At 68.7% G+C, this 25,931-nt stretch carries 29 protein-coding genes; 13 read left to right on the plus strand and 16 right to left on the minus strand.

Annotation, left to right across the window (positions count from 1 at the left end):
- Window positions 1-1,669: alpha-amylase family glycosyl hydrolase (locus tag VFX99_RS08365; RefSeq protein ID WP_329665835.1), on the plus strand; the 1,669-nt coding region annotated here is incomplete at its 5' end.
- 29 nt (window positions 1,670-1,698) lie between these two features.
- On the opposite strand, the gene VFX99_RS08370 is transcribed toward VFX99_RS08365, so the two are convergent.
- The 4 genes from VFX99_RS08370 to VFX99_RS08385 form a co-directional block, all read right to left on the minus strand.
- A complete protein-coding gene (locus tag VFX99_RS08370) occupies window positions 1,699-1,935 on the minus strand; it encodes a hypothetical protein (protein ID WP_329665836.1) in 237 nt (78 codons plus the stop codon).
- Between the two features lie 125 nt (window positions 1,936-2,060).
- Entirely contained in the window at window positions 2,061-3,176 is a 1,116-nt protein-coding gene (locus tag VFX99_RS08375; RefSeq protein WP_329665837.1) for an alcohol dehydrogenase catalytic domain-containing protein, read from the minus strand.
- A 107-nt stretch (window positions 3,177-3,283) separates the two neighbouring features.
- Entirely contained in the window at window positions 3,284-4,537 is a 1,254-nt protein-coding gene (locus VFX99_RS08380; protein ID WP_329665838.1) for a family 1 glycosylhydrolase, read from the minus strand.
- Window positions 4,534-5,706: a glycosyltransferase gene (locus tag VFX99_RS08385; RefSeq protein ID WP_329665839.1), complete on the minus strand. Its 1,173-nt coding sequence runs from the start codon at window positions 5,704-5,706 to the stop codon at window positions 4,534-4,536. Before VFX99_RS08385 ends, VFX99_RS08380 begins: the two co-directional genes overlap by 4 nt.
- A 170-nt stretch (window positions 5,707-5,876) precedes the next feature.
- Here VFX99_RS08385 and VFX99_RS08390 point away from each other — a divergent pair, with 170 nt between their 5' ends.
- The gene (locus tag VFX99_RS08390; protein ID WP_329665840.1) at window positions 5,877-6,224 is read left to right on the plus strand and encodes a hypothetical protein; all 348 of its coding nucleotides are present in this window, start codon (window positions 5,877-5,879) and stop codon (window positions 6,222-6,224) included.
- A gap of 42 nt (window positions 6,225-6,266) precedes the next feature.
- Here the strand turns inward: VFX99_RS08390 and VFX99_RS08395 are convergent, their stop codons facing one another.
- Entirely contained in the window at window positions 6,267-7,196 is a 930-nt protein-coding gene (locus VFX99_RS08395; protein ID WP_329665841.1) for an SDR family NAD(P)-dependent oxidoreductase, read from the minus strand.
- Window positions 7,197-7,406: 210 nt separating this feature from the next.
- Here VFX99_RS08395 and VFX99_RS08400 point away from each other — a divergent pair, with 210 nt between their 5' ends.
- Complete coding sequence (locus tag VFX99_RS08400) at window positions 7,407-7,913, plus strand: DUF2231 domain-containing protein (protein WP_329665842.1); 507 nt, start codon at window positions 7,407-7,409, stop codon at window positions 7,911-7,913.
- A 16-nt stretch (window positions 7,914-7,929) separates the two neighbouring features.
- On the opposite strand, the gene VFX99_RS08405 is transcribed toward VFX99_RS08400, so the two are convergent.
- Entirely contained in the window at window positions 7,930-8,811 is an 882-nt protein-coding gene (locus VFX99_RS08405; protein WP_329665843.1) for an aminoglycoside phosphotransferase family protein, read from the minus strand.
- 158 nt (window positions 8,812-8,969) lie between these two features.
- Between VFX99_RS08405 and VFX99_RS08410 the strand changes: the two genes are divergently transcribed.
- Both VFX99_RS08410 and VFX99_RS08415 read left to right on the plus strand, forming a co-directional pair.
- Window positions 8,970-9,155 (plus strand): DUF1918 domain-containing protein, encoded by a 186-nt coding sequence (locus tag VFX99_RS08410; protein ID WP_329665844.1) that lies wholly within the window; start codon window positions 8,970-8,972, stop codon window positions 9,153-9,155.
- 276 nt (window positions 9,156-9,431) lie between these two features.
- Window positions 9,432-9,689 carry a hypothetical protein gene (locus VFX99_RS08415; RefSeq protein WP_329665845.1) on the plus strand — a complete coding sequence of 86 codons (258 nt, stop codon included), beginning with the start codon at window positions 9,432-9,434 and terminating at the stop codon, window positions 9,687-9,689.
- Between the two features lie 6 nt (window positions 9,690-9,695).
- On the opposite strand, the gene VFX99_RS08420 is transcribed toward VFX99_RS08415, so the two are convergent.
- Together VFX99_RS08420 and VFX99_RS08425 are read right to left on the minus strand one after the other, a co-directional pair.
- Window positions 9,696-10,499 (minus strand): SDR family oxidoreductase, encoded by an 804-nt coding sequence (locus VFX99_RS08420; protein WP_329665846.1) that lies wholly within the window; start codon window positions 10,497-10,499, stop codon window positions 9,696-9,698.
- A 31-nt stretch (window positions 10,500-10,530) separates the two neighbouring features.
- Window positions 10,531-11,478 (minus strand): manganese catalase family protein, encoded by a 948-nt coding sequence (locus VFX99_RS08425; RefSeq protein ID WP_329665847.1) that lies wholly within the window; start codon window positions 11,476-11,478, stop codon window positions 10,531-10,533.
- A 240-nt stretch (window positions 11,479-11,718) separates the two neighbouring features.
- Here VFX99_RS08425 and VFX99_RS08430 point away from each other — a divergent pair, with 240 nt between their 5' ends.
- Together VFX99_RS08430 and VFX99_RS08435 are read left to right on the plus strand one after the other, a co-directional pair.
- Window positions 11,719-12,828, plus strand: a complete 1,110-nt coding sequence (locus tag VFX99_RS08430) for an iron-containing redox enzyme family protein (RefSeq protein ID WP_329665848.1) — start codon at window positions 11,719-11,721, stop codon at window positions 12,826-12,828.
- Window positions 12,821-13,045, plus strand: a complete 225-nt coding sequence (locus VFX99_RS08435; RefSeq protein WP_329665849.1) for a CDGSH iron-sulfur domain-containing protein — start codon at window positions 12,821-12,823, stop codon at window positions 13,043-13,045. Before VFX99_RS08430 ends, VFX99_RS08435 begins: the two co-directional genes overlap by 8 nt.
- A gap of 41 nt (window positions 13,046-13,086) precedes the next feature.
- On the opposite strand, the gene VFX99_RS08440 is transcribed toward VFX99_RS08435, so the two are convergent.
- From VFX99_RS08440 to VFX99_RS08460, 5 genes are all read right to left on the minus strand, one after another.
- Window positions 13,087-14,190: an acyl-CoA desaturase gene (locus VFX99_RS08440; RefSeq protein WP_329665850.1), complete on the minus strand. Its 1,104-nt coding sequence runs from the start codon at window positions 14,188-14,190 to the stop codon at window positions 13,087-13,089.
- 164 nt (window positions 14,191-14,354) lie between these two features.
- Window positions 14,355-15,287 (minus strand): NAD(P)-dependent oxidoreductase, encoded by a 933-nt coding sequence (locus VFX99_RS08445; RefSeq protein ID WP_329665851.1) that lies wholly within the window; start codon window positions 15,285-15,287, stop codon window positions 14,355-14,357.
- Window positions 15,288-15,295: 8 nt separating this feature from the next.
- Complete coding sequence (locus tag VFX99_RS08450; protein ID WP_329665852.1) at window positions 15,296-15,952, minus strand: hypothetical protein; 657 nt, start codon at window positions 15,950-15,952, stop codon at window positions 15,296-15,298.
- Between the two features lie 90 nt (window positions 15,953-16,042).
- Window positions 16,043-16,378, minus strand: coding sequence for a hypothetical protein (locus VFX99_RS08455; protein ID WP_329665853.1), 336 nt, complete (start codon window positions 16,376-16,378; stop codon window positions 16,043-16,045).
- A gap of 158 nt (window positions 16,379-16,536) precedes the next feature.
- On the minus strand, window positions 16,537-16,950 hold the full coding sequence (locus VFX99_RS08460; RefSeq protein ID WP_329665854.1) for a CBS domain-containing protein: 414 nt from the start codon (window positions 16,948-16,950) through the stop codon (window positions 16,537-16,539).
- A 251-nt stretch (window positions 16,951-17,201) separates the two neighbouring features.
- Here VFX99_RS08460 and VFX99_RS08465 point away from each other — a divergent pair, with 251 nt between their 5' ends.
- Together VFX99_RS08465 and VFX99_RS08470 are read left to right on the plus strand one after the other, a co-directional pair.
- Entirely contained in the window at window positions 17,202-17,555 is a 354-nt protein-coding gene (locus VFX99_RS08465) for an ATP-dependent DNA ligase (protein ID WP_329665855.1), read from the plus strand.
- Window positions 17,542-17,760 carry a hypothetical protein gene (locus VFX99_RS08470; RefSeq protein WP_329665856.1) on the plus strand — a complete coding sequence of 73 codons (219 nt, stop codon included), beginning with the start codon at window positions 17,542-17,544 and terminating at the stop codon, window positions 17,758-17,760. The genes VFX99_RS08465 and VFX99_RS08470 overlap by 14 nt, the downstream gene beginning before the upstream one ends.
- A gap of 30 nt (window positions 17,761-17,790) precedes the next feature.
- Here the strand turns inward: VFX99_RS08470 and VFX99_RS08475 are convergent, their stop codons facing one another.
- The 3 genes from VFX99_RS08475 to VFX99_RS08485 all read right to left on the minus strand — a co-directional run bounded on the left by VFX99_RS08475 (window position 17,791) and on the right by VFX99_RS08485 (window position 21,130).
- The gene (locus VFX99_RS08475) at window positions 17,791-18,756 is read right to left on the minus strand and encodes a carbohydrate ABC transporter permease (RefSeq protein ID WP_329665857.1); all 966 of its coding nucleotides are present in this window, start codon (window positions 18,754-18,756) and stop codon (window positions 17,791-17,793) included.
- Window positions 18,753-19,667 (minus strand): sugar ABC transporter permease, encoded by a 915-nt coding sequence (locus VFX99_RS08480; RefSeq protein WP_329665900.1) that lies wholly within the window; start codon window positions 19,665-19,667, stop codon window positions 18,753-18,755. Before VFX99_RS08480 ends, VFX99_RS08475 begins: the two co-directional genes overlap by 4 nt.
- A 77-nt stretch (window positions 19,668-19,744) precedes the next feature.
- Window positions 19,745-21,130, minus strand: coding sequence for an ABC transporter substrate-binding protein (locus VFX99_RS08485; RefSeq protein WP_329665858.1), 1,386 nt, complete (start codon window positions 21,128-21,130; stop codon window positions 19,745-19,747).
- 229 nt (window positions 21,131-21,359) lie between these two features.
- Here VFX99_RS08485 and VFX99_RS08490 point away from each other — a divergent pair, with 229 nt between their 5' ends.
- The 4 genes from VFX99_RS08490 to VFX99_RS08505 all read left to right on the plus strand — a co-directional run bounded on the left by VFX99_RS08490 (window position 21,360) and on the right by VFX99_RS08505 (window position 25,892).
- Window positions 21,360-22,556 (plus strand): zinc-dependent alcohol dehydrogenase, encoded by a 1,197-nt coding sequence (locus tag VFX99_RS08490; protein ID WP_329665901.1) that lies wholly within the window; start codon window positions 21,360-21,362, stop codon window positions 22,554-22,556.
- Window positions 22,557-22,730: 174 nt separating this feature from the next.
- The gene (locus tag VFX99_RS08495; RefSeq protein ID WP_329665859.1) at window positions 22,731-23,840 is read left to right on the plus strand and encodes a YihY/virulence factor BrkB family protein; all 1,110 of its coding nucleotides are present in this window, start codon (window positions 22,731-22,733) and stop codon (window positions 23,838-23,840) included.
- Window positions 23,837-24,628 (plus strand): alpha/beta hydrolase, encoded by a 792-nt coding sequence (locus tag VFX99_RS08500; RefSeq protein ID WP_329665860.1) that lies wholly within the window; start codon window positions 23,837-23,839, stop codon window positions 24,626-24,628. Before VFX99_RS08495 ends, VFX99_RS08500 begins: the two co-directional genes overlap by 4 nt.
- 64 nt (window positions 24,629-24,692) lie before the next feature.
- Window positions 24,693-25,892, plus strand: a complete 1,200-nt coding sequence (locus VFX99_RS08505; protein ID WP_329665861.1) for a low temperature requirement protein A — start codon at window positions 24,693-24,695, stop codon at window positions 25,890-25,892.
- The last annotated feature ends 39 nt before the right edge of the window (window positions 25,893-25,931 follow it).

Consider the following 25,931-nt stretch of genomic DNA (forward strand, 5'->3'; position numbering starts at 1 on the left):
TCTCCGCGCGCAGCTGACGTCGCTTGTCACGCAGCTGTACGGTCCACGCGCCGACGAGGTGCTCGGCGGGCTCCTGGATCTGGCGGAGCGCTGGGCACCGGAGCTCGACCGTACCGAGCGGGAGCGCCCCGACGAGGGCACGGCGTATCTCATCGCCTACGGCGACGCGTTCCGCCGTGCCGGTGAGGCGCCGCTGCACACGCTCGCCTCGGTGCTGCGCGAGCACGTCCGCGACGCCGTCACCGATGTGCACCTGCTGCCGATCTACCCGTGGACCAGCGACGACGGCTTCGGCGTGGTCGACCATCGCGAGGTCAATCCGGAGCTCGGCTCGTGGGACGATGTCGCCGAGCTGCGCGCCGACCACGCCCTCGCGCTGGACTTCGTCGCGAACCACGTGTCCAGCTCCAGCCCCTGGTTCCGCGGCTGGCTGGCGCGCGACCCCGCGTTCGACGGCTACTTCCTGGAGCCCGGCGCCGATTTCGACGTCTCGCACGTGGTGCGGCCTCGCACGACTCCGCTCGTGCACGAGTACCTGCGTCCGGACGGCACGACGGCGCGCGCGTGGACGACCTTCGGACCCGACCAGGTCGACATCGACCCGAGCACGCCCGCCGTTCTGCTCGACCTCACCGATGTGCTCCTCGGCTACCTGGCCCGCGGTGCCACGACGGTGCGCCTGGATGCGATCGGCTATCTGTGGAAGGAGTCCGGCAGCACCTGCATCCATCTCCCCCAGACGCACGCGATCATCCGGATCTGGCGGGTGCTCGTGGACGCGCTCGCGCCCGGAACGCTGCTGCTGACCGAGACCAATGTCCCGCACGCCGACAACATCACGTATTTCGGCGACGGCTCGAACGAGGCGCACATGGTGTACCAGTTCGCGCTGCCGCCCCTCGTGCTCCACGCGTTCGTCACCGGGCGGGCGACCTCGCTGGCCGCATGGGCGTCGGGTATCGGCCCGGTCAGCCCGACCGCCACCTGGTTCAATTTCCTCGCGAGCCATGACGGCATCGGCATCCGGCCGACCGAAGGCCTTCTCACCGACGACGACCGCGCGCTTCTCGTCGAGCGCACGCTGGCGCGCGGCGGGCGGGTGTCGATGGCCCGTCGGCCCGACGGCTCCGAGGGGGTGTACGAGCTGAACACGAACTTCCTCGACGCACTCGTGGACCCCGACGACCCCGATCCCGATGCGGCGGCGGTGGCCCGCGGACTGGCAGCGCACGCGATCCTCCTCTCGGTGGTGGGCGTGCCCGCGATCTACTATCACTCGCTGCTCGGCTCGGGACAGGACCACGTGGGGATGGAAGAGACCGACATCGCGCGCCGCATCAACCGAGAGGTGTTGGATGCCGATCAGCTGGCGGCGGAGCTCGTCTCGTCGCCGCGCCGATCGGGTCTGCTGGAGGGTCTGCGGCGCCTCTTGGAGGTCAGGCGCACCCTTCCGGGCTTCTCACCCTTCGCCGATCAGTCGGTCGTCCCGGTGGACGACCGTGTCCTCGTCATCCGCCGCGCGGCGGGCACCGCCGACGAGATCACCGCCGTGATCAACGTGAGCGGCGAGGACGTCGAGCTGCCGACCCTGAGCGGAACGGATGCCGTCACCGGCAGTGTGCATCGAGGGCTGAAGCTGGGGCCGTACGGGTACGCCTGGCTGACCTGAGGCTCATCAGGGTGATGACGCCGGGCGGATCACGCGTCCGCCGCTTCGTCCTCCTCGGGCTCGAAGGTCGACTGCTCGCCGGTGTGCCCCGCGGCCACGCCGTCGGGGGCGGGGGGAATCGTGCCGTCCTGGCCGAGTCCGCCGGGCTTTGGCGTGCCCTCGGAGTCGTTCTCTTCGAGGCCGCCGCCGGTGGGCAGCTCCACGTCGGGCCCCTCGAGGGACCCGTCGTCGGTGTTGCCGCCGGCTGGGTTGTCCGCTCCGGTCATGGGGTGCTCCTTCGCTCACTGGTGAACCGAACCCTACGCCCCTGCCCTCCGGCGCAGCCAGGGTGGACGCAGACGCGCGCCGGGTGTACGGTCGCGCGGACCGCGCGGGGGCGGTGGACCCCCGCTCAGCCGGAATCCGGGTCGAAGGTGATGATCTGGCGAAGCTCCGAACCCGTGGCGAGCCGGTCCATCGCCTCTTCGATCTCGCCGAGTCGGACGCGCGACGAGACGAGCTTCTCGAGGGGCAGTCGACCCGCACGCCACATCTCGACGTAGCGCGGGATGTCGCGGCTCGGCACCGCAGAGCCGAGATAGCTGCCGACGATCGTCCGCGCTTCGGCGGTCAGCAGCAGCGGCGACACCGCCGCGCGGGCATCCGGCGCAGCCAGACCGACGGTGACCGTCGTCCCGCCCGGCTCCGTCAGCGCCAGCGCGGTCTCGAACGCTCGGGCTGAGCCGGCGGCCTCGATCACGACGGGGCTCCGGACGCCGAGGTCGATCGCGTCCGCAGGCAGGTGCGCGGCCGCGGCTCCCAGCGACCGTGCGAGCTCGAGCTTGGCAGGGAGGGCGTCGACTCCGACGACCTCGAGCCCGAGCGCGAGCGCGACCAGCAGCGCCGCCATCCCGACTCCGCCGAGACCGACGATGACCACCGTCGAACCTTCCGCGGGGCGTGCGGCGTTGATGACCGCACCGCCCCCGGTGAGCACGGCGCACCCGAGCAGCGCCGCGATCTCGGCGGGCACATCGGGGTCGACGGGGACGATCGAGCTCCTGCTGACCACCGCGTGCGTCGCGAAGCCGCTGACGCCCAGGTGGTGGTGGACGGCGACGCCGTCGCGGGAAAGCCGCCGGCCGCCGCCGACCAGCGTGCCCGCCGCGTTCGCCGCGGAGCCGACCGAGCACGGAAGCCGGCCATCGGTGCCGCAGGCCTCGCATCGGCCGCAGCGGGGCAGGAACGTCATGACGACCCGCTCGCCGGTCGCGACATCCGTGACCCCGGAGCCGACCTCCTCGACGATGCCGGCCGCCTCGTGACCGAGCAGCATCGGCAGCGGCCGAGGGCGGTTGCCGTCGACGACGCTGAGATCGGAGTGGCACACCCCCGCCGCCTCGATGCGGACGAGCAGCTCCCCGTGCGCGGGCCCGTCGAGCTCGAGCGCTCCCACCCGGAAGGGTCGGGACTCGGCGTACGGCGGCTCAGCGCCAGACCGTTCCAGCACAGCACCGGTGATGAGCATCCGACCACCTCATTCGCGACGCGACACCGCGTCTTCGGCCCGTATCACCGGGCGGGAGGCTCAGCGTAATCGCATCCTGACCGCGCTGCGCCCTGCTCACGGAATGGCTACGCCACCTGCCGGGCGGCCAGCACGGCGCCGGTCGTCTGCCGGACGGCTGCGGCCAGGGGTGTCTCGAGCCGTGCGCCGCTGGAGATATCGAACGCGCCCCGCTCGTAGGTGACACGATCGTCGACACTGGTGCAGAGGGTGTCCCAGTCGAATGAGCCGAGCAGGCTCCACGTGGTGACCGCACGCACATCCGCGCCGCGGTGCATCGACTCCGTGGCCGCAGCGACGGCGTGAGACCACCACGCGATGCGTTGCGCGGACTCGGCGTGGATGTGCACTTCGGTCAGTGCGACCGGTATCCGGTAGCGGTGCCAGGCCTCTTCGATGAGTGACGAGAGCGTCGGCGAGGCTGCGAACGGGAAGTCGCACGTCGCGACGTCGGCGTATTGCACCGTGGTGTTACCGCCCCTGGTCGAGACGTCGTAGAGTCCTACTCGGTGATCGAGCCAGCGGTTGCTGCGCGGGTAGTGGTTGATGCCGAGTACGTCCGGAGGGCAGCTGTTGCTCGTGAACCACTCCAGTTCGCGCGCCTCTGCACCGCCGAGCCCGGTCAGGTAGTCGTACAGGTGGTGTCCCGGCACGACGGAGCCGCACAGCAGGTCGAACGAAAGCCAGCGCCGTGCGTTCTCGAACTCGACCTGCTCGAGCACACGTCGGGTTCCGCTCGCGCGGCCCAGGTCCTCGGTCTGGATCAGTCGGGCCGCAGGATTGATGTCACGGATCGCCCTCATGGCGAGCACCGTTGCCCGCGTCTGCGTGAGCAGCATCCGCACGAATGAACGGTCGTCGAGCGCATGCGGGTACCAGTGGCCGTAAAGCCCGGAGAAGCGTGCGGTCGTCAACGGCTCGTTGATCGGCGTGTAGTCGCTGACCCAGGGGTGACGGCGGGCGACGGATGCAGCGAATCCGGCGAACCGTTCGGGCATCGCAGGATCGGCCAGCGACGTCGACAGCGGTCCGCTGCCGTGGTGGAGCAGTCCGACGATGGGCCGCATCGCCTCACCACGGAACCAGCTCATGGCGCGGTCCGCGTAGGCGAAATCGAGACCGCCTGGCTGCTCGACCTGGTCCCACAGAACCGGGTATCGCAGCGCCGACAGACCCAGCGACGCGATCTGGTCGAGGTCGCTCTCGATGCGATCCAGGTGGCCGCTCGACGCGAGCTGGCTGTGGTGCCGGTCGCCGACACGGTTCAGTGTGCACTCGATCCCGCCCCAGATCTCCGGGGCGGTGCGAGCGTCATGTATCAACGAGCGTCCGCGGCGTGCTGGACCTCGCCCGCCGCCGCCGCCAGCGTCGCGGCTCGTTCCAGGGCGGCCATCCGCGTCCAGATGGAGTCCCACGACAGCTGATCGAGTGCCGCATCGGCGGCCACCTGCCGGGCAGGGTCGTCGCGGGTCGCCAGGGCGGCGTCGATCGCGTCCGCGAAAGCGCCGACGTCGTCCGCGATGCCCACGAGCCCCGCGTCGCCGTACTGCCGGACGACGTCCCGGATGCTGGTGGAGATGACCGGCAGCCCGGCTGCGAGATACTCGGGCGTCTTCGTCGGGCTGATGTAGCGCGTCGCCGCGTTCTTCGCGAACGGCATCATCGCGGCATCCCACTCGGCCATGATCTCGGGCAGCTGGTCGTACGGACGCATGCCGAGGTAGTGGATGTTGTCGCGACGAGGCAGGGTCTCGGGATCGATCTTGACCACCGGTCCGACCATCACGAACTGGAAATCCGGGCGGGTCTGCGCGAGAGCGGCGAGCAATGCCACATCCAGGCGCTCGTCGATGACACCGGCGAAGCCGATCCGCGTTCCGGCAGGCATGTCGGGCAACCCGCCGGCGCAGGCGTCGCCGTGCCGGTGGCCGCGGGCCCGGGCGAAGTGGGATGTGTCGATTCCACTGGGGAAGCAGTGCACGTTGGTGTGCTTGGACTGCTTGGCCTCGTACAGCGCGCGACCGCCGGTGAAGACCAGGTCGGCGCGCGTCAGAAGCTGCTTCTCGTTGAAGATCAGCGAGGGAGGAGCTCCGTCGAACGCGCTCAGCTCGTCCATGCAGTCGTACACGACGACGCCCGCGAGCTCGGTCGGCGCAACGGGCAGGGCCGTCGGCGTCTGGAACCAGAAGGTCGGCGAGGCGCTGGTGGTCCGGTCGATGTGATCGGTCAGCATCGCACGCTGCAGCGCGATGGACTCGCGCGCGTCGGTGCCGTCCGCCAGCACCGGAACGACCACCTCGACGCCGCCGTCCCTGCCGGAGATCCGCAGGTGCGGTTGCGCCGCCGGCTCGAACACCGGCTCCTCGACGAACACCACTCGCCTGACCTCCGCGAACCGACTCATCAGATGTTGAGGCCGCTGATAGACGAAGTCCCACCGAAGGTGCGAGAAGCACACGAGGTCGGGCAGCTGAGCGGGTGGCGTGTCCATCGACTCAGTGTGCGGGGGCGGCGTATTCGCCCAGGTGCCCTTGACGGAACGGGTCGCGTGGGATATCCGCGCGAGCCGCGGCCGAACACGGATGCATGCGACGTGTACCTCACGCTCGTCGATAAAGAAAGACCCGGGTGCGGCGGATTTCGAGACGGTATAGATGACGTATGGACAGGATTCACTACGCGGGGAATTCGATCGTCACCGGCACGGCGATCGCGCGTGCGCTCCTGGACTACGCGCAGGCGCTCGCCCAGGTGGGATCGTCCTCCACGGTCGACGTGCCGATCCTCAATGAGGACGGCTCGCGCGGTCGCGCAGAAGTGCTGATCGGACCGGCGAGCCAGCTGATCTCGAACGAGGAGAAATCGGATTTCGACGAGGTGGCCGATGAGCGACTCGTCACATTCATGCGTGAGGAGGCGGATCGTCTGCGGCACTTCGGTTCGCCGTCGCCGACCGCCGAGATCGCGAAAACCGAGACACCACCGGACTGGGACGACTACGAGATGTGATGATCACCGGCGGGCACGTGCCGTGCTTCGCCGCTCGCCGGTTCACTCGCGCCGCGCGGCATCCTCTCGTCTCATCCGCTCGCGGACGCCGCCCTCGACGGTCGTGCCCTCATCGATCGGCGCGTGGATCGCCCCGGTCGTCGGCGGAACGGGTGATCCCTTCTGCGACTCCGCGTCGGCGGTCTTCGCCGAGAGCCGCTCGGTGAGGTGGGGGAAGAGGCGATGCGAGATGTCGGCGATGTGGGCTTTCACGCCGATGCGGTGCTCCTCCTTCGGCGACGTGCACGCCTGCACGATCGCGTCGATGGTCGCCGCGGGGTCGTCCATCGGCGCCATGCGCGGCGCCTGACCGGTGTAGTTCGCGGCGTGCGTCCACCACGGCGTGTCCACCGCCCACGGCATGATCGTGCCGACCTTGATGGTGTGCTGCTCGCCGGTGAGCCGGAGCTCTTCGTTCAGCCCTCTGCTGAGGCTCAGCACGGCGGCCTTGGACGCCGCGTAGGAGGACTGGTAGACGAGTGGGACCTCGCTTTCGACAGATCCGACATTCACGAGGATCCCCTCGCCCTGCGCCCGGAACTGTCGCAGCGCCGCGTGCGCGCCGTAGAGGAGACCCTTCAGGTTGACGTCGATGACGCGCGCGTGGTCTTCGATCGGCACCTCCCAGAACGCTCCGAGCGCTCCGATGCCGACGTTGTTGATCCACACGTCGATGCGCCCGAATCGGTCCAGGGCCGCAGCGGCGAGTCGGGCGATGTCGTCGGGTTCGCTGACGTCGGCCTCGACGGCGAGCGCGACGCCGCCCGCCGCTCGGATCTGTTCCGCCAGCTCGTCGAGAACGCGCCCTCGGCGCGCGGCGATCACGACGTTGGCGCCCTCGCCGGCGAGCTTCTCCGCGGCACCGCGGCCGAGACCGCTCGACGCGCCGGTGATGACGATGGTCTTGCCCCGCAGATCGGACTTTTCGCTCATGCCCTCATCCTGTGCCACGGGTCAGGGGGGCGCAGGGCCTTGCGGTCCTCAGTCGTCGGCGCTACCAGGAGCGGAGAGGTGAGCGCTCCTGTCGCGATCCCGCACTCCCTGCGTGCGCTGTCAAGCCCCTCATGCGGGCTCGACGGCCGCCGTACCGTCGATTCAGGCGAGTCCACCGACCAGCCCGCGCTCGACCGAGGAGGACGGAACATGAACGACAGTCGCCCGCAGACCCGAGCCAAGCATCCTCGGTCACCGCTCGCGGGGCCGTACGGGCACCCGTTCCATCCGATCATGGTCACCATCCCGATCGGCACATGGACGGCCAGCGTGATCTTCGACATCCTCGGCCTGTTCGCCGAGGACCCGACGCCATACGCGATCGGCGCGCAGATTCTGATCGCGATCGGCATCATCGGTGCCGTCGTCGCTGCGGTCTTCGGGCTCCTGGACCTCACGAGGCTTGCGTCCGGGACTCCGGCTCGCCGCACCGCACTGACTCACATGACCCTCAACCTGGCCGCGGTCGTCGTTTTCGCGATCGGCTGGGCCGTACGCGCCGCGCAGGGTCACGAGGAGATCAGCGTGGTGGGCCTGGTGCTCAGCGTGGTCGGCCTGCTTCTGGTCGGGATCTCGGGCTGGCTCGGCGGCAAGCTCGCGTACCGCTACGGCGTCCGGGTTGCGGATGAGCAGACGCAGGCTGAGGGCTTCCGCTGACGGCCGGCTCCGACCATCACGCGCCGGCGAACAGTACGTCGAGTACGCGCCGGGCGAATTCCGCCTGACGGGGCGGCTTATTGGTCAGCATGATCAGGGCCTTCCACAGCGCCCAGCCGCGGCCGCGGGCCCACGTCGCCTCGTCGACGGCGAGCTCCCGGCGGAAGATCTCCCGCGCGCGACCACGGAAGTACGTCCACAGGATGACCGTGTCGCACGCGGCGTCGCCGACTCCGGAGCATCCGAAGTCGATGACTGCGCTGAGGGCGCCGTTGCGCACGAGCAGATTGCCCGTGGCTACGTCGCCATGGAACCAGGTAGGCGGTCCGCCGAATGGCGCGGCGAGGGCGTCTCGCCAGATTCCGATCGCGGCGTCGCGCTCGCGGCCCTGCACGCGATGCAGGATGTCGCTCATCTCCGCATCCCAGTGCGCCACCGGACCGCCGCGGAATGCGCTGTGCAGACCGGGGCCGGGGGCGCCGGACGTGTCGACCGACCGCAGAGCGCGCAGGAAGCCGGCGAGATCCGCCGCGAACCGCGACGGGTCGTCGACCGAAGCGGCCGATGCCGGCTCTCCCGCCACCCACTCGTATATCGACCACGGTGCGGGAAATGCGGCGGAGGGTCGCCCGATGCCCCGGACCTGCGGAACGGGCAGGGGCAGCAGCGGCGCGAGGCGGGGCAGCCAGGTCTGCTCCTTGTCGACCTGCGGCACGTAGCCGGGGGCGCTGGGGAGGCGCACGACGAGGTCATGGCCGAGCCGGAACATCCGGTGGTCGTTTCCGCCCCGCTCGACGGATCGCACCGGCAGCCCGTCCCACTGCGGGAACTGCTCGCGGAGCAGGGCCTTCACCAGCGCGTCGTCGATGAGCGCCGCATCGATGAGATCCGAGGTCACGCGCCCACGCTATCCAGCTGCGCTTCGGCTCACCATCCGAGTTCCGGCGGGGTTCTCGACGCGCTCGGGGCCTCGTGCTCAGCCAGCCGGATGCACCCCGGAGACCCCTCGTCTGACCGTCACGCGCGCGCTATTCTGACCCTGGGAGGTGGTCGACGATGCACGCCACAGTGGGTGATCGCGTCCGTATCCACGGACGAATCGTCGGCGCCGCCGAGCGCGTGGGCGAGGTCATCGAGGTGCGCGGCAGCGAGGAGAACCCGCTGCTCGTCGTCCGGTATGACGACGGCCATCAGGCCATCCTCGCGCCCGGAGGCGACTGCGAGATCCTGCACGCAGGTTGAGGGCCGGGGCGGCCGATCGTGCCGCCGCCGGAGAAGAAGAACACGGCGCCGTGCGCCGCCCGCTCCGTGTCTCACGTCGGGCAAAATCGATCCTTGCGTCTGCACGACGGTCCCCCTACATTGGACGCAGTTGCCCCAGACCCCGGTGGACTCCACTGGTCAACCACGTGTAGAGCGCGGGACTGGGCAGAGGTAGCGGACCGTTCGGGTGCGGCATACCCGGCGAGTCGGCGCAGCTCATCCGTGCACTCCGACGCAACCCAACAGGAGGATCTCATGGCCACGTACACGATCGAATTCCCCGTCGGCTCCGTCGATTCCGTCGAACCCGCGTACGCCTCGTCCGTCGGCGCCGAGACGGCCGTTCCCGGACCTGTCGGCGACATCGTCGAAGCAGCCCGAAGTGCGTCCACGGATGCCGTCGCCCGGGTCCGCGCCGCGTACGACCACAATCCCGCCCGGACCTTCCTTCTCGTCGTCGTCTCACTGGCCGGGCTGGTCGCGATCATCACCAGCCTCTCGCGCCACGGCTGACGGAGGCTAGTCGCTCGCCTTCCGCCACTCGTGGCCGGTGATGTGGGAGCCGGCCTGCGGTCCCATCTGCAGCATCCCGCCGTCCACCGCCCAGGAGGCGCCGGTCACGTACGACGCCGCCGGCGAGGCCAGGAAGGCGACCACAGCGGCGATCTCGTCCGGATCGCCCGGCCGCCCGAGCGGGACGCCCGGCCGATCTACGGCGCGCGGGTCGACATCCTCCTGATCGGTCATCGGCGTGGCTATCTCGCCCGGAGCGACCGAGTTCGCGGTGATGCCGTGCTGGCCCAGCTCCAGCGCGATCGTCTTGATCAACCCGCCGAGTCCGTGCTTCGCCGCGTCGTACGCAGCGGAGCCCACGCGCGGCTGGTGCTCGTGCACGCTGGTGATCGCGATGAGTCGCCCCCCGCGCCCGGCTGCCACCATGTGCCGCGCCGCGCGCTGGAGGAGGACGAACGGCCCCTCGAGATCGACCGCCACGGTGTGGCGCCACTGCTCCAGGGTCAGCTCGACGAACGGCGCGGTGTCGCCGGTTCCGGCGTTGTTGACGAACACGTCGCATCCGCCGAGTTCGTCGATGAGCGCGTCGAGCACCGAACCCGCGCCGGCGGTCTCGGCCGCATCCAGCCGGGAGACGACGGCCCGCCCGCCGCGGCCGCGGACCATCCGGGCTGTCTCGGCTGCACCCTGCTCGTCGGTGTGCCAGGTGATGCCGACGTCCAATCCGGCATCGGCGAGCGCCACAGCGGTGGCGCGGCCGATGCCCGAGTCGGATCCCGTGACGATCGCGTGCCTGGGCTCGAATGTCATCCGCCCACCTCCCCTGTGGCGCTCGGCGCTGTCAGAGCCTGCCGAAGGTCGCGTCGATGTCGGCCATCTCCATCGCCGCGGTGGCTTCGATCAGCGCGATCAGGTCCTTGTCGGTGCCGGGTGAGAACTCCTCGAACCGTTCGGGCGAGATCACGGACGGGACACCCTCCGGAGCCTGCTCGCTCGCATCCAGCGTGGTTCCGTCCTTCGACGGCGACATGCCCTGGAAGATCTTGCCCGCCTCGGACTCCGCGGTCAGGTCGAACGAGAACTGCTTGCTCTGCAGCCCGAGGTCGAGCAGTCGCTTCACCTCGGGGAAGCTCTCCGCATTCGTCTTCGGGATCGGAAGCGTGTTCTTCCAGTTGACGCCGAGGGTCTCCAGAGCCTTTGCGAATGCGTTCTCGTGAGCCTGGTCGCGCACGATCAGGTAGGCGATCGTCGAGCGGGCCGTCTTGTTGGCCGTCATCTCGTAGAGGCGGCACTTCTGCAGCCGGCCGGTGGACTCCAGCATGAGGTTGTAGAGCAGGTCCAGAACGAGGTTGCCGGAGTTGTAGACGTAGGAGCCGAGCCACGGGTTGCCCGCGGCATCCACCGGCAGCGCACCCTGTGCGCCCACGAGGTAGTGGTGGATGTTCCCGGTGTCCAGCGCGATGTTCAGCGGAACGGCGCCGCCCGCGGCCGGCTTGTCGAGCGGGTCGGTCTTCTTGCCCTGGTACTGAGGCGACCCGTCGAGCAGACGCGAGATCGTCGTGCCGATGAGCTCGACGTGGCTGATCTCCTCGGTGCCGATGCCCTGGATCAGGTCGCGATAGGGCTTGGCGGCGGGACCGCGGAAGTTGATGCTCTGGAACAGGTACTGCATCATCGTCCGCATCTCGCCGAACTGGCCGCCGAGCCCTTCCTGGAGGGCGTTCGCCGCGGCCGGATCCGGCTCGTCCTGCTCGATGTCGTTGATCAGGCGCTGCACGTGGAAATACATGAATCCTCCTGGGAATCCGGATGGGGTGCTCCCACTCTTCGCCTCCCGCCACCGGAGGAGCCGGGGCTGGACATCGACGGGAGCGCGGCGTACGATCGCGCGTTCGAGGCGCGGCGGCCGTTCCGGCTATCACACCTGCTCACTTCGTCAAGCCCACCTCACGCGCACCGCTGGGGTGAGATCGTTCACTGGGGCGTGAACCCGCCGCCCCTCCCGGCCTGAGACGCACGAGGAGTATCGATGACGATCGCCGACACCGCGGGGGCACCGCGCGGCCGCGCCGCCGAGCGCGGACCGGTCAGCCGTCTGCTCCTCAGCACGCTGGATCACGCCGATCCCGCCGCGCCGGTGCCCACCGCTCTGCTGCGCGCGACGCACCAGGCGATCGCTGCCACGGACGACATCGCGACCGATGAGGATCTGCAGCTGTCGCTCTTCCTGCTGTACGCGTGCGCCTACGGCTCGCTCGACTGGATCGACCCGGAATGGGAGTGGCATCCTGCGCTGCTGCAGACCAGGGCGGCTCTCGAGAGCGGCTTCGAGGATGCGCTTCGGCGCGACACACCGATTCCTGCGCTCCCCCGAGCGGATGCCGCAGACATCGCTGCAGCCCTGTTCGAACTGACGGCGCCGACGCCGGGGCCGTCCCTCGCGCGGTATGTCGCCAAGCACGCCAGCCTCGAGCAGGCTCGTGAGTTCGTCATCCAGCGCAGCATCTACACCCTGCGCGAAGCCGACCCGCACTCGTGGGCGATTCCGCGACTGACCGGGCGAGCCAAGGTCGCGCTGGTCGAGATCCAATCCGACGAGTACGGGGCCGGGGATCCCCACCGCATGCACGCCGAGATCTTCGCCCGCACGATGCGCGGCGTCGGGCTCGATTCGTCGTACGGTGCGTACCTGGACCTGGTGCCGGCGATCGTGCTGGCCTCGCAGAACGTCATGTCGATGTTCGGCATCAACCTTCGACTGCTCGGCGCGGTCGTCGGACACCTCGCCGCGTTCGAGATGACCTCGTCGCTGCCCAACCGCATGTACGGCGACGGATTCCGCCGCCTCGGGTTCGGCGCCGAGGTGACCGCGTACTTCGACGAGCACGTCGAGGCCGACGCGGTGCACGAGCAGATCGCCGCCCACGACCTCGCGGGCTCGCTCGGCGAGGATCGGCCGGACCTGATCCCGGACATCCTCTTCGGTGCGGCGGCCTGTCTCGCCGTCGACGGCCGCGCGGCGGACGCCGTGCGCTCCGCCTTCGAGGCGGGCCGCAGCTCGCTGCGCCCCGGCGCCGATGCGGACCGGCTCAGGATGCCGCTGCGAACGGTTGCATCGAGGAGCTCAGTCCATGGATGAGCGGCGAGCGCCTCGGATCACGGCCTGCACGGACGGCCCACTGCTGATCCGCGGTGCGGTGGAGATCATCGGTGACGACGGGGAGGTGCTGCGCAACCCGCGCCGCACCGTCGCGCTCTGCCGATGCGGCTCCTCGGCGATCAAGCCGTGGTGCGACGGCACGCACAAGCTGATCAGGTTCTCGACCGCGCAGCATCCGTCCGCCGCCGACGGCTGATCTCGACGGCCGTACGGATGCTGCCGGTCCGGGGTTTTCGGCTAGACCGCCGCCCGCTGCTGCAGCAGGGGACACTCGAAGGGATCGCGCTCGCCGAGCCCGACCCGGTTGATGTAGCGGATCACGATGCCGTAGGACTGCCACAGGCCGGTCTCGGTGTAGGCCACGCCGTGGTCGCGGCAGTACGGTGCGATCATCTTCGACGCCGCCCGCAGGTGGGGCCGCGGCATCGACGGGAACAGGTGGTGCTCGATCTGGTAGTTGAGCCCGCCCATGACCGTGTCGAGCGCGCGACTGCCGCGCACGTTCCGGCTCATCAGGACCTGGCGGCGCAGGAAGTCGACCTTCACGTCGGCCGGCACCAGCGGCATCCCCTTGTGGTTCGGTGCGAACGACATGCCCATGTACACGCCGAACAGGCCGAGCTGCACGCCGAGGAACGCGAAGGCGAGCCCGGGCGACAGCACCAGGAACACCAGGACCACGTAGCCGATCAGCCGCACGGCGATGAACGCGATCTCGACGGGCCTGCGCCGCAGCGGCTCGGCTGAGAACACCCGGCGCACGCTCGACGCGTGCAGAGACAGTCCCTCGAGCAGCAGGATGGGGAAGAAGAACACCCCCTGGTGCGCCATCATCCAGCCGAGCGGCCCCCTTCGGCTCGCCCGGCGCCGGTCGGCCTGATCGGGTGTGAAGGAGATGACCGGCAGGTCGATGTCGGGGTCGGTGCCGATCTTGTTCGGATTGGCGTGGTGGCGGGTGTGCTTGTGCTGCCACCAGCCGTAGCTCATCCCGACGAACAGGTTTCCGATGATCAGCGACGTCCAGTCGTTCCACCTGCCCGAGCGGAAGATCTGCCGGTGTGCGGCATCGTGGCCGAGCATCGCGACCTGGGTGAGGAGGACGGCCAGGACCGCGGCCATCACCAGCTGCCACCAGGATTCGCCGATCCAGATGAAGACGAGGACGAACGCCGCAAGAACGAGCGGAACCGCCAGCAGCTTCGTCCAGTAGTAGCCGTACCGGCGGCGCATGAGGCCGCTCGAGGTGATCAGGTGCGACAGCTCGGTGAAATCGTTCGCTGATTTCTCACGCGTGCGTCGGATCGGCGACGAAGCCTCGATCTGGGGGGATGTGGTTGTCATGTCGGACCCCTGTCACTTTCACAGCGACGCAGTTTGCGCGCCGCGCGAATGACGGGGTCCAGGACATCCGTTCTTCACGCTACTCCCGCGATGGCCGCGGATGTCGAAATGCCGGTGTTTTCGCAGGGTCCTGTACAACGGGCAGCGGGCGGGGGTATAGTCCGTCAGCTCGAGCCTGGGGTGCCGCTATCCCGCAGGCGGTCGCCCGCCTGCTCTTCGAGCAGTCGAGCGACCAGCATCTCGCCGTCCACCGGGCCGAAGCGGTCCAGTGCATCGTGATGAAGACGTGCGATCAGCGATGACACCTCGAAGGGGGACCCGGTTTCGCGCGCCAGTTCGGTGACGATGTCCAGTTCTGCCACGCATTCACGCAGGCCGAACGTCTCCGCGTAATCTCCGGCGAGCAAGCCGTCCAGATGCCGCCGCGCGAAGGAGCTGTCGGCGGCCGAGCCGGCGATCAGCCGCCGCAGCTCAGCGGGCGCCAGGCCCAGCCGCCGTCCGAGCAGCAGCGCCTCGGAGACGGCGGCCACCTGCCCGAACCAGAGCAGGTTGACCAGCAGCTTGGCGGAATACCCGCTGCCGATGTCGTCGCCGGCGAGCCGGACGCCATCGGGCCTGGCCAGTCCGGTCAGCACAGGTGCGACGAGGTCTCGTGCCGCCGGGGCGCCGCCGACATAGAACTCGAGCGAGGCCGTCTCGGCGGCTTCGATCCCGCCCGCCATCGGCGCCCCCACCGCGAGCACACCGCGGGCCGAAGACGCGGCGTCCACCCGCCGTGCCACCCGCGGGTCGTTGCTGGTGAGGTCGAGCCAGCAGCTTCCTGCAGCGAGTCGGTCGACGATGCCCGACGGCCCCAGCATCAGGTCCTCGAACTCCGCCGCACCCGGCAGGATGGCCACGAGCACCGCGGCATCGTCGGCGATGGCCGCTGCCGAGGCGCCGAGCCGCAGCCCGGACGCGTCCGCGAGCCGCATCCGGCCCGGATCGCTGTCGTACACGGTGACGTCGTGGCCGATGCGAGCGAGGTGTCGGGCGATCGGCAGTCCCATCCGGCCGAGTCCGACGACGGCCAGCCGTGTCGGCCGGCCGGGAGCCACCTCGGGCGTCAGCGTCCGAGCCCGACGCGGTCGACCTTGCGGTGATAGCGCATGCCGGCCATGCCGCCGAGGATCGCCCCGACCAGCGTCACGACGGCGGCGCCCACGGCGGTGAGGATGCCGGTGATCGTCGCGGTCTCGGGTGTCACCGGTATGCGGGGAAAACTGTCGAGGTCGGCCAGGATGTCCCACTGGCTGCCGGCGATCGCCGTCACGACGGCCACCACGATGGCGATCACCACCGCCCAGATCCACACCGCGATCCCCTGCTTCACGCCGCTGAATCGCGCCATGCGCCCTGCGACGTACCCTCCGGCGAAGTATGCGATGAACAGCACCAGGCCAACCACGATCGCGCCCACGATGCCGACGGTGCCGGTGTTCTCCACGGCGGCGTCGGCCGCCTCGTCCGCGGTGGTGCCCGAGGTGGCGCCGATGGCCGCGCCGACCGAGGCGACGAGGGCGGTCAGCAGCACCGCCAGGCCGGTAGCGGTCAGCCAGCCGAAGAAGGCGGAGCCGAACTTGAAGCCGCCGAAGCGCGCCTGCTCGCGCTCGAGGACGTCGGAATGGAGCGTGCCGTCCCGATCGACCGCGGGGTCGTTGCCCGGCCGCGTCGAGTACGTCGGCGGGACCGGCTCTCTGGGGTCTGGAGTGTCAGGGGTCATGACCGGAAACTAGCCACCTCACGGGAAACGCCGAACGGGCTTGCCAGCGGGGATACGACGACGTACTCTCCCGCGCACGAGAGACTGCCGTCAGTACTCACCGATCGTGTCGAGGCTGACCAGGTCATCTGCGCTCAGAGGGGTGTTGCCGTGAGCGTGGAGCGAGCCCTCGCGTGCCCTCAGGTCATCGGTCAGCGCCGAGTCGGTCAGCTCCGGGTCGCCGCGGCCGTGGCTGACCGCGTCGATGTCGACCATCCAGCCGACCATCATCTTCACGCGCGCGACCTCGCCGCCGCCCGCGACGAAGGGGATGTCGACGACGTCGAGCTGACGCGCGCGGGCCAGTGCGAGCGCATAGCTCAGCACTGCGTCCGCCACCCCGTCGCCGGTGACGTACGTCCCCACGCGGTTCGTCAACGCCTTCATCCCTGACTCCCGTGATCTCGATCAGCGTTCACTGGCGCTGCCGGGGTCCGGGGCAGTTCGCCTCTACGGTATTCGCAGAAGCGTCCGGTCGTCACCCCCTGGCACGTCCAGTTTCCCCGCGCCCGCTGACCCTCCACTCCGTCGACGACTGCGTCGCCTCACTCCGATATCGCTTCGACCGCCTCGCCGGTCTGAGTGGCCGACAGCGACAGCGCGATGTCCGCCTGGCTGATGATGCCGACCAGATCGTATCCGTCGATCACCGGCAGGCGACGCACCTGGTGGGTCTCCATCGTGGTCAGGACATCGCGGACGTCGTCGTCGGCTCCAACCGTCACCGGCTTGCCCTCCGCGAGCGAGCCGGCCGTCGCCTGATTCGGATCGCCTCCCCGTGCGAGGCACTTCACGACGATGTCCCGATCCGTCAGCATCCCCTTCAGGCGGCCGTCCTCGCCGCAGATGGGGAGGGCCCCCACGTCGAGGTCGGACATCAATCGAGCGGCGTCCACCAGCGTGTCGTTCTCGCCGATGCATTTCGGGTTCGCCGACATGATGTCGCGTGCTGTCGTCATGCTGAGCTCCTTCCGCGATCCGGCCAACGTAGGTGCTCGCCACCGGAAAAACGCAGGGGGTTGACATGTCAACCCTCGAGTGTCAGAGCCCTCGCGTGGACGCCAAATGCGTGTGGCATTGTGTGGAACCCACACGCTCGGTCCTGGTTTGCGGCTCGGATCGAGCGCATACTGAGCTAAGGCCCGCACCCCGGGTTGCAGCCCCCGTTACTGTGGGGAGCCCACAGATCCAGCCCTGAGAGAGGATCGGCATGGGCAAATTCATCTACGATTCGATGGTCAAAGTCGATTTCGAAGACCGCCTGCTTGCTCATCTGCAACTCGTCATCGGGGCCAAACTGCGCCGGGGGGAATCCTTCCACTTCACCTGGAAGGACGACGCGAGCATCGGCGACGGGCGCACCGTCGTGTGGGTGCACCCGCGCGTCTCGCTCGTGTACAAGTTCTACGGCAGCCGTCGGCCGGTCATCAACCGCGCGTGGATAGACGCGCTGATCTACACCGCGAACTCCCCGACGGGGCTGTACACGGTTCCCGAACCTCCGGAGGACAGTGTGACGAACTTCTCTGACCTGCTCACACAGGACCTGCATGAAGCGCATTGATGTCCACTACGGCGGACACCTGTACAGCCTCGGCGGTCGCGAGCTCGCCGACGTGCAGGCTGAGATCGCGGCATGCCACGACACCGGTGGATGGCTCCTCGTCAACGACGGGGAAGGCGCCCGACGGGACGCCTACCTGTGGCTCACACGAGGAACGCCGATCGCCCTCGTTCCGATTCCGGAAGTGCCGCCCGAGGATGCCTGAGTTCCGCGGACGCGCCTCGCTCGAGCGGCGTCAGCCCTTCAGCCCGCTGGTGGCGACGCCCTCGATGATCTGCTTCTGACCGACGAAGAAGATGATGATCATCGGAATCGTGGCGATGACGCTGGCCGTGACGATGATCTCCCAGTGCCATTCGCCGCCGAACCCGAACGCGTCCACCATCGATTTCAGACCCCGGGGAATCGTGAAGGTGCTCGAGTCCCTCAAGTAGATCAGGGCTCTCATGAGATCGGTCCACACCGCCTGCACCTCGAACACGAGCACGACGGCGAGCGCCGGCTTGCTGAGCGGAAGGGCGATCCTCCAGAAGACCCCCCACTGAGTGGCGCCGTCTACCCTCGCGGCGTCGAACAGATCGCGCGGCAGGCCGAGCATGAACTGCCTCAGCAGGAAGACGTAGAACGCGCTCGCGAACATGTTGTGCGCCCACATCGGCACAAGTGTCCCGACCAGTCCCAGCGAGTTCCAGATCAGGAACGTCGGGATCATGGTGACCGCACCCGGCAGCATCATCGATCCCAGCACGAGGGCGAACAGGGCGGATCGGCCGCGGAACCGGAAGTAGGCGAACCCCCAGGCGACCATGGCGGACGAGATGGTCACCGTGACCGCGGCGAGCACCGTCACGATGAGCGTGTTCAGCAGCCACAGCGCGACCGGGGCCTCGGCCCAGACCTGGACGTAGTTGTCGAGGGTGAAGGTCTTCGGGATGAGGCTGTTGTCGAACACCTCGCCGCGCGGCTTGAATGACGCGCTCACCAGCCAGATGAACGGGTACGCGAAGACGACCGTCAGCAGGACGAGCGCCGTGATGGCCAGCGCCTTGCGGATCCTTCCCGGCTTCTTGCGGCCATCCCGGCCGCGGGCGCCGCGAGCGTCTCGCGTCGGCGGCGTTCGGGCGGGAGTCAGGATGGCTTCGGCCGACGGCGTTCCGTCGTCGGGCTGATCGACCGGCCGCCCCGGCACGACCTGAGTCATCGCTCCGTCCCGCCTTCGTAGTACACGAGCCTGCGCGACACGATCAGCTGGATGGCGGTCACGATCATGATGACGACGAACAGCACCCACGCCATCGCGGCGGCGTAGCCCATGTGCAAGAACTGGAATGCCTGCTGGAACAGGTAGATCACGTAGAACAGGGCGGCATCGTTCCCGTACGTCGTGTTCCCCGCTCCGAAGAACGCCGTATAGGCCTCGTCGAAGGTCTGGAATCCGGCGATCGTGTTCACGACGATGATGAAGAAGAGCGCGGGGCTGATCATAGGAATGGTGATGCTCCACGACTGGCGCCAGAAGCCTGCGCCGTCCATCCGCGCCGACTCGTAGAGTTCGGCCGGCACGTTCTGCAGCGCCGCCAGCAGGATGATCACGGACGCACCGACGGTCCACAGGCTCATGATGATGAGCCCGGGCTTGACCCAGGCGGGATCCGTGGTCCACGACGGGCCGTCGATCCCGAACCAGCCGAGCACGGTGTTGATGATGCCGTTCTGCCCGTTGAACAGCAGCAGGAACAGGATGCCGACCGCCACCGGCGGCGTCATCTTCGGCAGGAAGAACACCGTGCGGAAGAAACCCGAGCTGCGCCCCGCGCGCTGCAGCAGCAGCGCGAGCACGAGCGACACGATCACGTACAGGGGCACCTGGATGAAGGTGAAGAACGCCGTATTGGCCAGCGCCGTCGCGATCTTCGGGTCCTCCAGGAGCCGGGCGTAGTTGTCGAGCCCGACGAAGCGCGGGTCGTTGATGACGTCGTAGTCCGTGAGCGACAGGTACGCGCTGTAGATGAGCGGCCAGGCCGTGAACACCACGAATCCGATCAGCCACGGCGAGAGGAAGAGCAGCGCAGCACCGGTGTTGCGGCGTTTGGCGCGCCGGCGAGACCGCATCCGGGCCGGGTCTTCGGCGGGCGGTGCTGCTGCGCCGCCCGCCGCTGCCCCCGCTTCGAGAGCTGCGCCGGCCACCGTCAGTTCCCGGACTCCAGATTCGCCCACGCGTCATCGAGCGCGGACTGGGCGGTCTCCTGGGCGGCCGCGAGGGCCTCCTCGGGGGTCGCCTGGCCGTTGAGCACGGAGTTGACGGCATCCTGCAGGGCCGTCTTGAATTCGGCATCGGCGGGGTTCGCTGGAAGGGAGAACGTGCTGCCGTTGGCCTCGTACATCTTCGCCACGGCGGTGTCCCACGGCTCGCCGCCCGAGGTCACCATCCCCTCGATCATCTGATCGGCTTCGGAGTTCCCGGTCAGGATGCCGGTGAACGGCTTGCCCTCGCCTTCGCGGACCTCGATCCGGGCGTTGGCGGCCGCCTCCCAGGCTTCGGTCGAGGTCATGACCCGCGCCCACCGGCACGCGGCCTCCGGGTTGGCGCTGCCGGCGGGGATGGCCCAGGCCGATCCGGACGCGTACGCCAGCGTCTCCCCGCCACGAGCGTGCACGGTGTCGAACGCCATCGGCGCGTCGGGGGAGACATCGTTCAGGACGTTGACGTACCACTGCTCCATCGGCATCGCGCCGAGGACGCTGGTAGCGAACTGGTTGCCCGAGCCGAAGAAATCCGCCGAGTCGCGGTAGGCCTTGACGGCGCTGAAGCCACCCTGGTCGTCGTAGATCGACACTGCCCACTCCAGAGCCTCGACGACGGCCGGGTCGTCGAGCTGGGCGGTGCGCCCATCCTCGGAGATCAAGTCGACGCCGTTGGCTTTGGCCCACAGCGGCATGAACTCGGGCAGCTTGCTGTCGTAGCCGATCACGCTGAGGCCACCGCCGGACGCCTTGGTCATAGCGAGGTTCGCCTCGCTCATGGCCTCCCAATCCGAGCCGTTCACGTCCTCGACGGTGAGACCGGCAGCCGACAGCAGGTCGGCATTCGCCATGGTCAGCTGGACGGTGTTGAATTCGGGGATGCCGTAGACCTCGCCCTCGAGCGTGACCTGCTCCAGGGCTGCCGGCACGAACACTCCCGTGTCGATTCCCTCACCGTCGATGCAGTTGCCCAGTGGCACGATCGCCCCCCGGGCCGCGAGGGAGCCGATCTGGTCACGGTTCGCGTAGACGATCTCGGGCGGCTTGCCCGACGCCACGGCGGAGAGGAACTGCTGGAGATCGAGGTCGCCTTCGATCAGCTTGACGTCCACGTCTCCGAGCGCCTGTTCAGCGAGCTCCTGCCGCGAGGTGGCGACTTCGTCCACGCCCGAGAAGCCCATCACCGAGAGACTGCCCGACAGTTCGGCATCCGCGTCGTAATTCGCGTCGGAATCGTCGCCGCCCCCCGTTCCCACGGCGCACCCGGTGATGAGGGCGACGCAGGCGACACCCGCGAGCGTGCCGGCGAAGATACGACGTGTTCGGTGCATGGCGTTTCCTCCCGAGAAGTGACCGGTGGGGCGACGATAAGAAATGACGCGCCACGCGCACAGGGGGGTTGACGAGTCGCAAGGGTGCGAGTACTGGTCCGCCGACGCGAGCGCGCGCGATTGTGCCTGCCGGTGCCGCGCTCTGCAAGGGGGTGCGTGCGAGGCCCCGACCGGCGACCGTTGAGATGCGGCGGTGCCCATCGCACCCCCCAAGGACTGGAGACTGCAGATGAAGGCTTTGACCTGGCAGGGCAAGCGGAAGGTCAGCATCGAAGAGGTGCCCGACCCGACGATCGATTACTCGACGGATGCGATCGTGAAGATCACCTCCACGGCGATCTGCGGGTCCGACCTGCACCTGTACGAGGTGTTCGGTCCGTTCCTGGACAAGGGCGACGTGCTCGGCCACGAGCCGATGGGCGTGGTCGTCGAGGTCGGTTCGGACGTCACGCGCCTGTCGGTCGGCGACCGGGTCGTCATCCCTTTCAACATCTCCTGCGGGATCTGCTTCATGTGCACGAGAGGCCTCCAGTCGCAGTGCGAGACGACGCAGGTCAAGAAGTACGGCAGCGGCGCTGCCCTGTTCGGATACACGAAGCTGTACGGCCAGATCCCGGGCGGCCAGGCGGAGTACCTGCGCGTCCCGCTCGCCGACTACAACCACATCCGGGTCGGCGATGACCTTCCCGATGACCGCTACCTGTTCCTGAGCGACATCCTTCCGACTGCCTGGCAGGGCGTGGACTATGCGCAGGTTCCGGACGGGGGGACCGTGGCCGTGATGGGTCTGGGCCCGGTCGGCCAGTTCGTCGCACGCGTCGCCGGCCACCGCGGGTACCGCGTGCTCGCGGTGGACCCCGAGCCGGAGCGGCGCGCGATGGCCGAGCGGCACGGGATCGCGACGTTCGACCTGACCGACACGATCGTGGACGAGCTCCGCGATCTCACCGAGGGCCGCGGCGCGGATGCGGTCGTGGACGCGGTCGGCCTGGAAGCCCACGGCAATGCGGGCGTGAAGTTCATCCAGCAGGCCGTCGGCCTGCTGCCTGATGCGCTGTCCAAGCCGATGCTCGACAAGGCCGGCATGGATCGCCTCGCCGCGGTATACGCGTCGATCGACGTCGTGCGTCGCGGCGGTACGGTTTCGCTCAGCGGGGTCTACGCCGGCGAAGCCGACATCCTGCCCATGAAGACGCTGTTCGACAAGCAGATCACCCTGCGCATGGGCCAGTGCAACGTGAAGCGGTGGGTCGATGACCTGCTGCCTCTGGTCGAGGACCCTTCGGATCCGCTCGGAGTCATGGACCTGGTGACCCACCACGCGCCCCTCGAAGACGCACCGCAGCTCTACGAGACCTTCCAGAAGAAGGAGGACGGCTGCATCAAGGTGGTCCTTCGTCCCGAGCAGAGCGCGACCGCCGCCTAGAAGGACGACGCGTCGCCGGCTGAGGCGACCGCCTTACACACACGGAGCCTTTTGGCAAGGGCCCGTTGCCTGTGGAGGGGGCCGCGTAGAAATGGCCGTTACCGATCCGTCGGATCGGCTCAGCGTAGGCGGCGATGGCACCGCGGCGCCCCCCACCTCATTCAGGAGCGAGAGATGAGCACAGACACCGCCGAGAAGAACCGCAAGGACAAGGCTGCTCCCGACCCGGACCACCCGGCCAAGCCGGACTCGCCCGACGACATCGACAAGCGGTCCTGGAAGTACGTCTTCGGCAAGACGTTCCGGGAGTTCTCGTCCGACCAGTGCATCGACATCGCCGCCGCGCTCACGTACTACTCGGTGCTGTCCGTGTTCCCGGGGCTGGTCGCGATCTTCTCGCTGCTGGGCATCGTCGGCCAGGGCAGGGCGGCGAGCGACGCGGTCCTGGAGATCATCGGGCAGGTCGCGCCGGGCGACACTGCGGAGGCGATCCGCGGACCCATCGAGCAGATGGCGAGCTCGCCCGCCGCCGGTTTCGCGCTCATCACGGGCATCGTGCTGGCCATCTGGTCGGCATCGGGCTACATCGGCGCATTCAGCCGAGCGATGAACCGGATCTACGAGATCGAGGAGGGCCGGCCCTTCTGGAAGCTGAAGCCCGCACAGCTGCTCGTGACCGTCATCTCGATCGTCCTGGTCGTGGTGTGCGTCATCATCCTCGTCATCTCGGGCCCGGTCACGGAGGCGGTCGGGAACGCTCTGGGCATCGGGGATGTCGCACAGACGGTGTGGAACATCGCCAAGTGGCCCGTCCTGGCCTTCATCGTCGTCCTGATCGTCGCGATCCTTTACTACGCGACACCGAACGCGAAGCAGCCGAAATTCCGCTGGATCAGTCTGGGCGCGCTGCTGGCGATCCTCGTGCTGGCCATCGCGACCGTCGCGTTCGGGTTCTACGTCGCCAACTTCTCCAATTACGACCGGACGTACGGTTCGCTGGCCGGCATCATCGTCTTCCTCCTCTGGCTGTGGATCGCCAACCTGGCGCTCCTGTTCGGTGCGGAGTTCGACGCTGAGCTGGAGCGAGGACGTCAGCTGCAGGCCGGCATCGCGGCCGAAGAGGACATCCAGCTGCCGCCCCGCGACACCCGCAAGAGCGATAAGACCGCTGAGAAGGAGAAGAAGGACATCGAAGAGGGCCGTCGCATCCGGGAGCAGCACGACGACGACGACACCGCCGACGCAGGGGCGCCCGACCGCGCTGACACGAGCTCGGAGCGGTGACGCACGCGGGAACGACACCAGCCCTCGCGGGACCGACCCCGGAGCTGCGACGGATCAGCGTCGGCGGTCTCACCTTCGAAGTCCGGTCGTCGCTGAGTGCCGGCTCGGGCCGTCCCGCCTTCGTGCTGATCCACGGCATCGGAGTCTCGCACCGCTACCTGGCGCGACTGCACCGCGAGCTCGCCGAGACGAGCGAGGTGCACTCCCTCGACCTTCCCGGGTTCGGACGTGTGCCCAAGCCCGGCTCGGCGGTCACGGTTGCGCAGATGGCGGCGGGGATCGCCGGCGTGCTCGAGGATCTCGGTCTTTCGGACGTAGTGCTCGTGGGCCACTCGATGGGCGCGCAGTGGGTCATCGAGCTCGCGGTGCAGCGTCCCGATCTCGCGTCGTCCGTGATCGTCATCGGACCGGTCACCGACGATGAGCATCGGACGGCGACCGCGCAGTCGTTGGCGCTCGCCGTCGACACCGCCGGCGAGCCGATCGACGGCAACGTCATGGTGTTCACGGATTACCTGCGCTGCGGCCCGCGCTGGTATCTGACGCAGCTGCGGCAGATGGTCTCGTACCCCATCGAGGACCGGGTGGCCGAGCTCATCCGGCCGCTGCTGATCATCCGCGGCGGCAACGATCCGATCGCCGGGCAGGCGTGGACGCGTAGGCTGCGCGACCGGGCGAAGCTGGCCTCGCTCGTCACCGTGCCGGGCCATCGCCACCTCGTGCAGCACACCGCGCCGCGCGCGGTGGCCCTCGCCATCGGCTCGTTCCTGGGCGGCATCCGGACGTAGGGGTCGGCCGCGCGTTGCTGGTCAAGCCGGACCGGACGGCGCACAGGTGCGGCATGCTGGACCGATGCAGCAGAATGCCGACTCCTCGGGCGGGGGAGTCGTCGGCCGGTTGCGCACGTCCGACGAGACGGCGCGCGTCACCACCTTCGAGCTGTTCTTCGACCTGGTCTACGTCTTCGCGTTCACGCAGGTGACGGGGCTGATGGCCGAGACCCACACCGCCTTCGGCATCCTTCAGGCGCTCATCGTGCTCGGCCTGCTGTGGTGGACGTGGGTCTCGTACTGCTGGCTGGCGAACCAGGCGCCTGCCGACCAGTCGGTGATGCGCGTCGGGATGAGCCTCGCGATGATCGCGGTCTTCGTCATCGGACTGACCGTCCCGGAGGCCTACGACGACCTCGAGGGGGGCCTGGACGGACCGCTGGTTCTCACCGTCGCGTACACCGTCGTGCGGCTCATCCACGGCGTCCTCTATCTGGTCGCCGCCGGCGACGACCGTGCGCTGCGGCGTCAGGTGCTCATCACCGAGGCGGTCGCGATGGCGCCGGCGGCGACGGCACTCCTGGTCGGCGCTCTCATCGGCGGACCCGCGCAGACCTGGATCTGGCTGGGCGCGTTCCTGTACGACTTCGTCCTGACGTACGCGAGTTCGCGCGGCGGTGGCGCGTGGCGGATCTACTCGCCCGCGCACTGGAGCGAACGGCACGGCCTCGTGGTGATCCTCGCGCTCGGCGAGTCGATCGTGGCGATCGGCGTCGGCGTCGCCCAGGAGGCGATCGACTGGGCGATCATCGTCGGGGCGGCACTCGCGGTGACCCTTGCGATCCTCTCCTGGTCGGCGTATTTCACGCGGATCGCGATCGCCGGAGAGCACGAACTGGTACGGCGAACGGATGCCGCGCGCGTCCTGCTCGGCATGAACGCGTACACCTACCTGCACTTCGCGATCGTCGCCGGGGTGATCCTGGGAGCGCTCGGCGTCGAGGATGCGATGGCGCACATCGCGGACGCCGAGCCCTACGGGTGGTTCGGTGCCTCAGCGCTGGGCAGCGGGCTCGCTCTCTACATCGCCGCCACAGCCGTCTTCGCACGCCTGGTCGGACAGCCGTGGCCGTGGGCGCGGATCGTCGCCGCCGGGGCGATCGCGGCGGGCGTTCCCCTGCTGGCATCGATCCGGCCGATCTGGGCACTGGCCGCTGCGGTCGCCGTTCTGGCCGCCGCCCTCGCAGCCGAGGCGATGCTCGGGCGCCGCCGACGCGCCTAGTGTCAACCCCCTCCGAGCGGGATGCCGCGGCTTCTACCG

The sequence above is a fragment of the Microbacterium sp. genome, from assembly GCF_036277215.1.
Taxonomy (GTDB): Bacteria; Actinomycetota; Actinomycetes; order Actinomycetales; family Microbacteriaceae; genus Microbacterium.

Bases quoted from the DNA above. Each gene is read 5' to 3' on its own strand.
- VFX99_RS08370 (WP_329665836.1), bottom strand. From the start codon at position 1,935: ATGACCGGAGCGGACAACCCAGCCGGCGGCAACACCGACGACGGGTCC.
- VFX99_RS08375 (WP_329665837.1), bottom strand. From the start codon at position 3,176: ATGCTCATCACCGGTGCTGTGCTGGAACGGTCTGGCGCTGAGCCGCCG.
- VFX99_RS08385 (WP_329665839.1), bottom strand. From the start codon at position 5,706: ATGGACACGCCACCCGCTCAGCTGCCCGACCTCGTGTGCTTCTCGCAC.
- VFX99_RS08390 (WP_329665840.1), top strand. From the start codon at position 5,877: ATGGACAGGATTCACTACGCGGGGAATTCGATCGTCACCGGCACGGCG.
- VFX99_RS08395 (WP_329665841.1), bottom strand. From the start codon at position 7,196: ATGAGCGAAAAGTCCGATCTGCGGGGCAAGACCATCGTCATCACCGGC.
- VFX99_RS08400 (WP_329665842.1), top strand. From the start codon at position 7,407: ATGAACGACAGTCGCCCGCAGACCCGAGCCAAGCATCCTCGGTCACCG.
- VFX99_RS08410 (WP_329665844.1), top strand. From the start codon at position 8,970: ATGCACGCCACAGTGGGTGATCGCGTCCGTATCCACGGACGAATCGTC.
- VFX99_RS08415 (WP_329665845.1), top strand. From the start codon at position 9,432: ATGGCCACGTACACGATCGAATTCCCCGTCGGCTCCGTCGATTCCGTC.
- VFX99_RS08420 (WP_329665846.1), bottom strand. From the start codon at position 10,499: ATGACATTCGAGCCCAGGCACGCGATCGTCACGGGATCCGACTCGGGC.
- VFX99_RS08425 (WP_329665847.1), bottom strand. From the start codon at position 11,478: ATGTATTTCCACGTGCAGCGCCTGATCAACGACATCGAGCAGGACGAG.
- VFX99_RS08430 (WP_329665848.1), top strand. From the start codon at position 11,719: ATGACGATCGCCGACACCGCGGGGGCACCGCGCGGCCGCGCCGCCGAG.
- VFX99_RS08435 (WP_329665849.1), top strand. From the start codon at position 12,821: ATGGATGAGCGGCGAGCGCCTCGGATCACGGCCTGCACGGACGGCCCA.
- VFX99_RS08440 (WP_329665850.1), bottom strand. From the start codon at position 14,190: ATGACAACCACATCCCCCCAGATCGAGGCTTCGTCGCCGATCCGACGC.
- VFX99_RS08450 (WP_329665852.1), bottom strand. From the start codon at position 15,952: ATGACCCCTGACACTCCAGACCCCAGAGAGCCGGTCCCGCCGACGTAC.
- VFX99_RS08455 (WP_329665853.1), bottom strand. From the start codon at position 16,378: ATGAAGGCGTTGACGAACCGCGTGGGGACGTACGTCACCGGCGACGGG.
- VFX99_RS08460 (WP_329665854.1), bottom strand. From the start codon at position 16,950: ATGACGACAGCACGCGACATCATGTCGGCGAACCCGAAATGCATCGGC.
- VFX99_RS08465 (WP_329665855.1), top strand. From the start codon at position 17,202: ATGGGCAAATTCATCTACGATTCGATGGTCAAAGTCGATTTCGAAGAC.
- VFX99_RS08470 (WP_329665856.1), top strand. From the start codon at position 17,542: ATGAAGCGCATTGATGTCCACTACGGCGGACACCTGTACAGCCTCGGC.
- VFX99_RS08475 (WP_329665857.1), bottom strand. From the start codon at position 18,756: ATGACTCAGGTCGTGCCGGGGCGGCCGGTCGATCAGCCCGACGACGGA.
- VFX99_RS08480 (WP_329665900.1), bottom strand. From the start codon at position 19,667: ATGCGGTCTCGCCGGCGCGCCAAACGCCGCAACACCGGTGCTGCGCTG.
- VFX99_RS08485 (WP_329665858.1), bottom strand. From the start codon at position 21,130: ATGCACCGAACACGTCGTATCTTCGCCGGCACGCTCGCGGGTGTCGCC.
- VFX99_RS08490 (WP_329665901.1), top strand. From the start codon at position 21,360: ATGAAGGCTTTGACCTGGCAGGGCAAGCGGAAGGTCAGCATCGAAGAG.
- VFX99_RS08495 (WP_329665859.1), top strand. From the start codon at position 22,731: ATGAGCACAGACACCGCCGAGAAGAACCGCAAGGACAAGGCTGCTCCC.
- VFX99_RS08505 (WP_329665861.1), top strand. From the start codon at position 24,693: ATGCAGCAGAATGCCGACTCCTCGGGCGGGGGAGTCGTCGGCCGGTTG.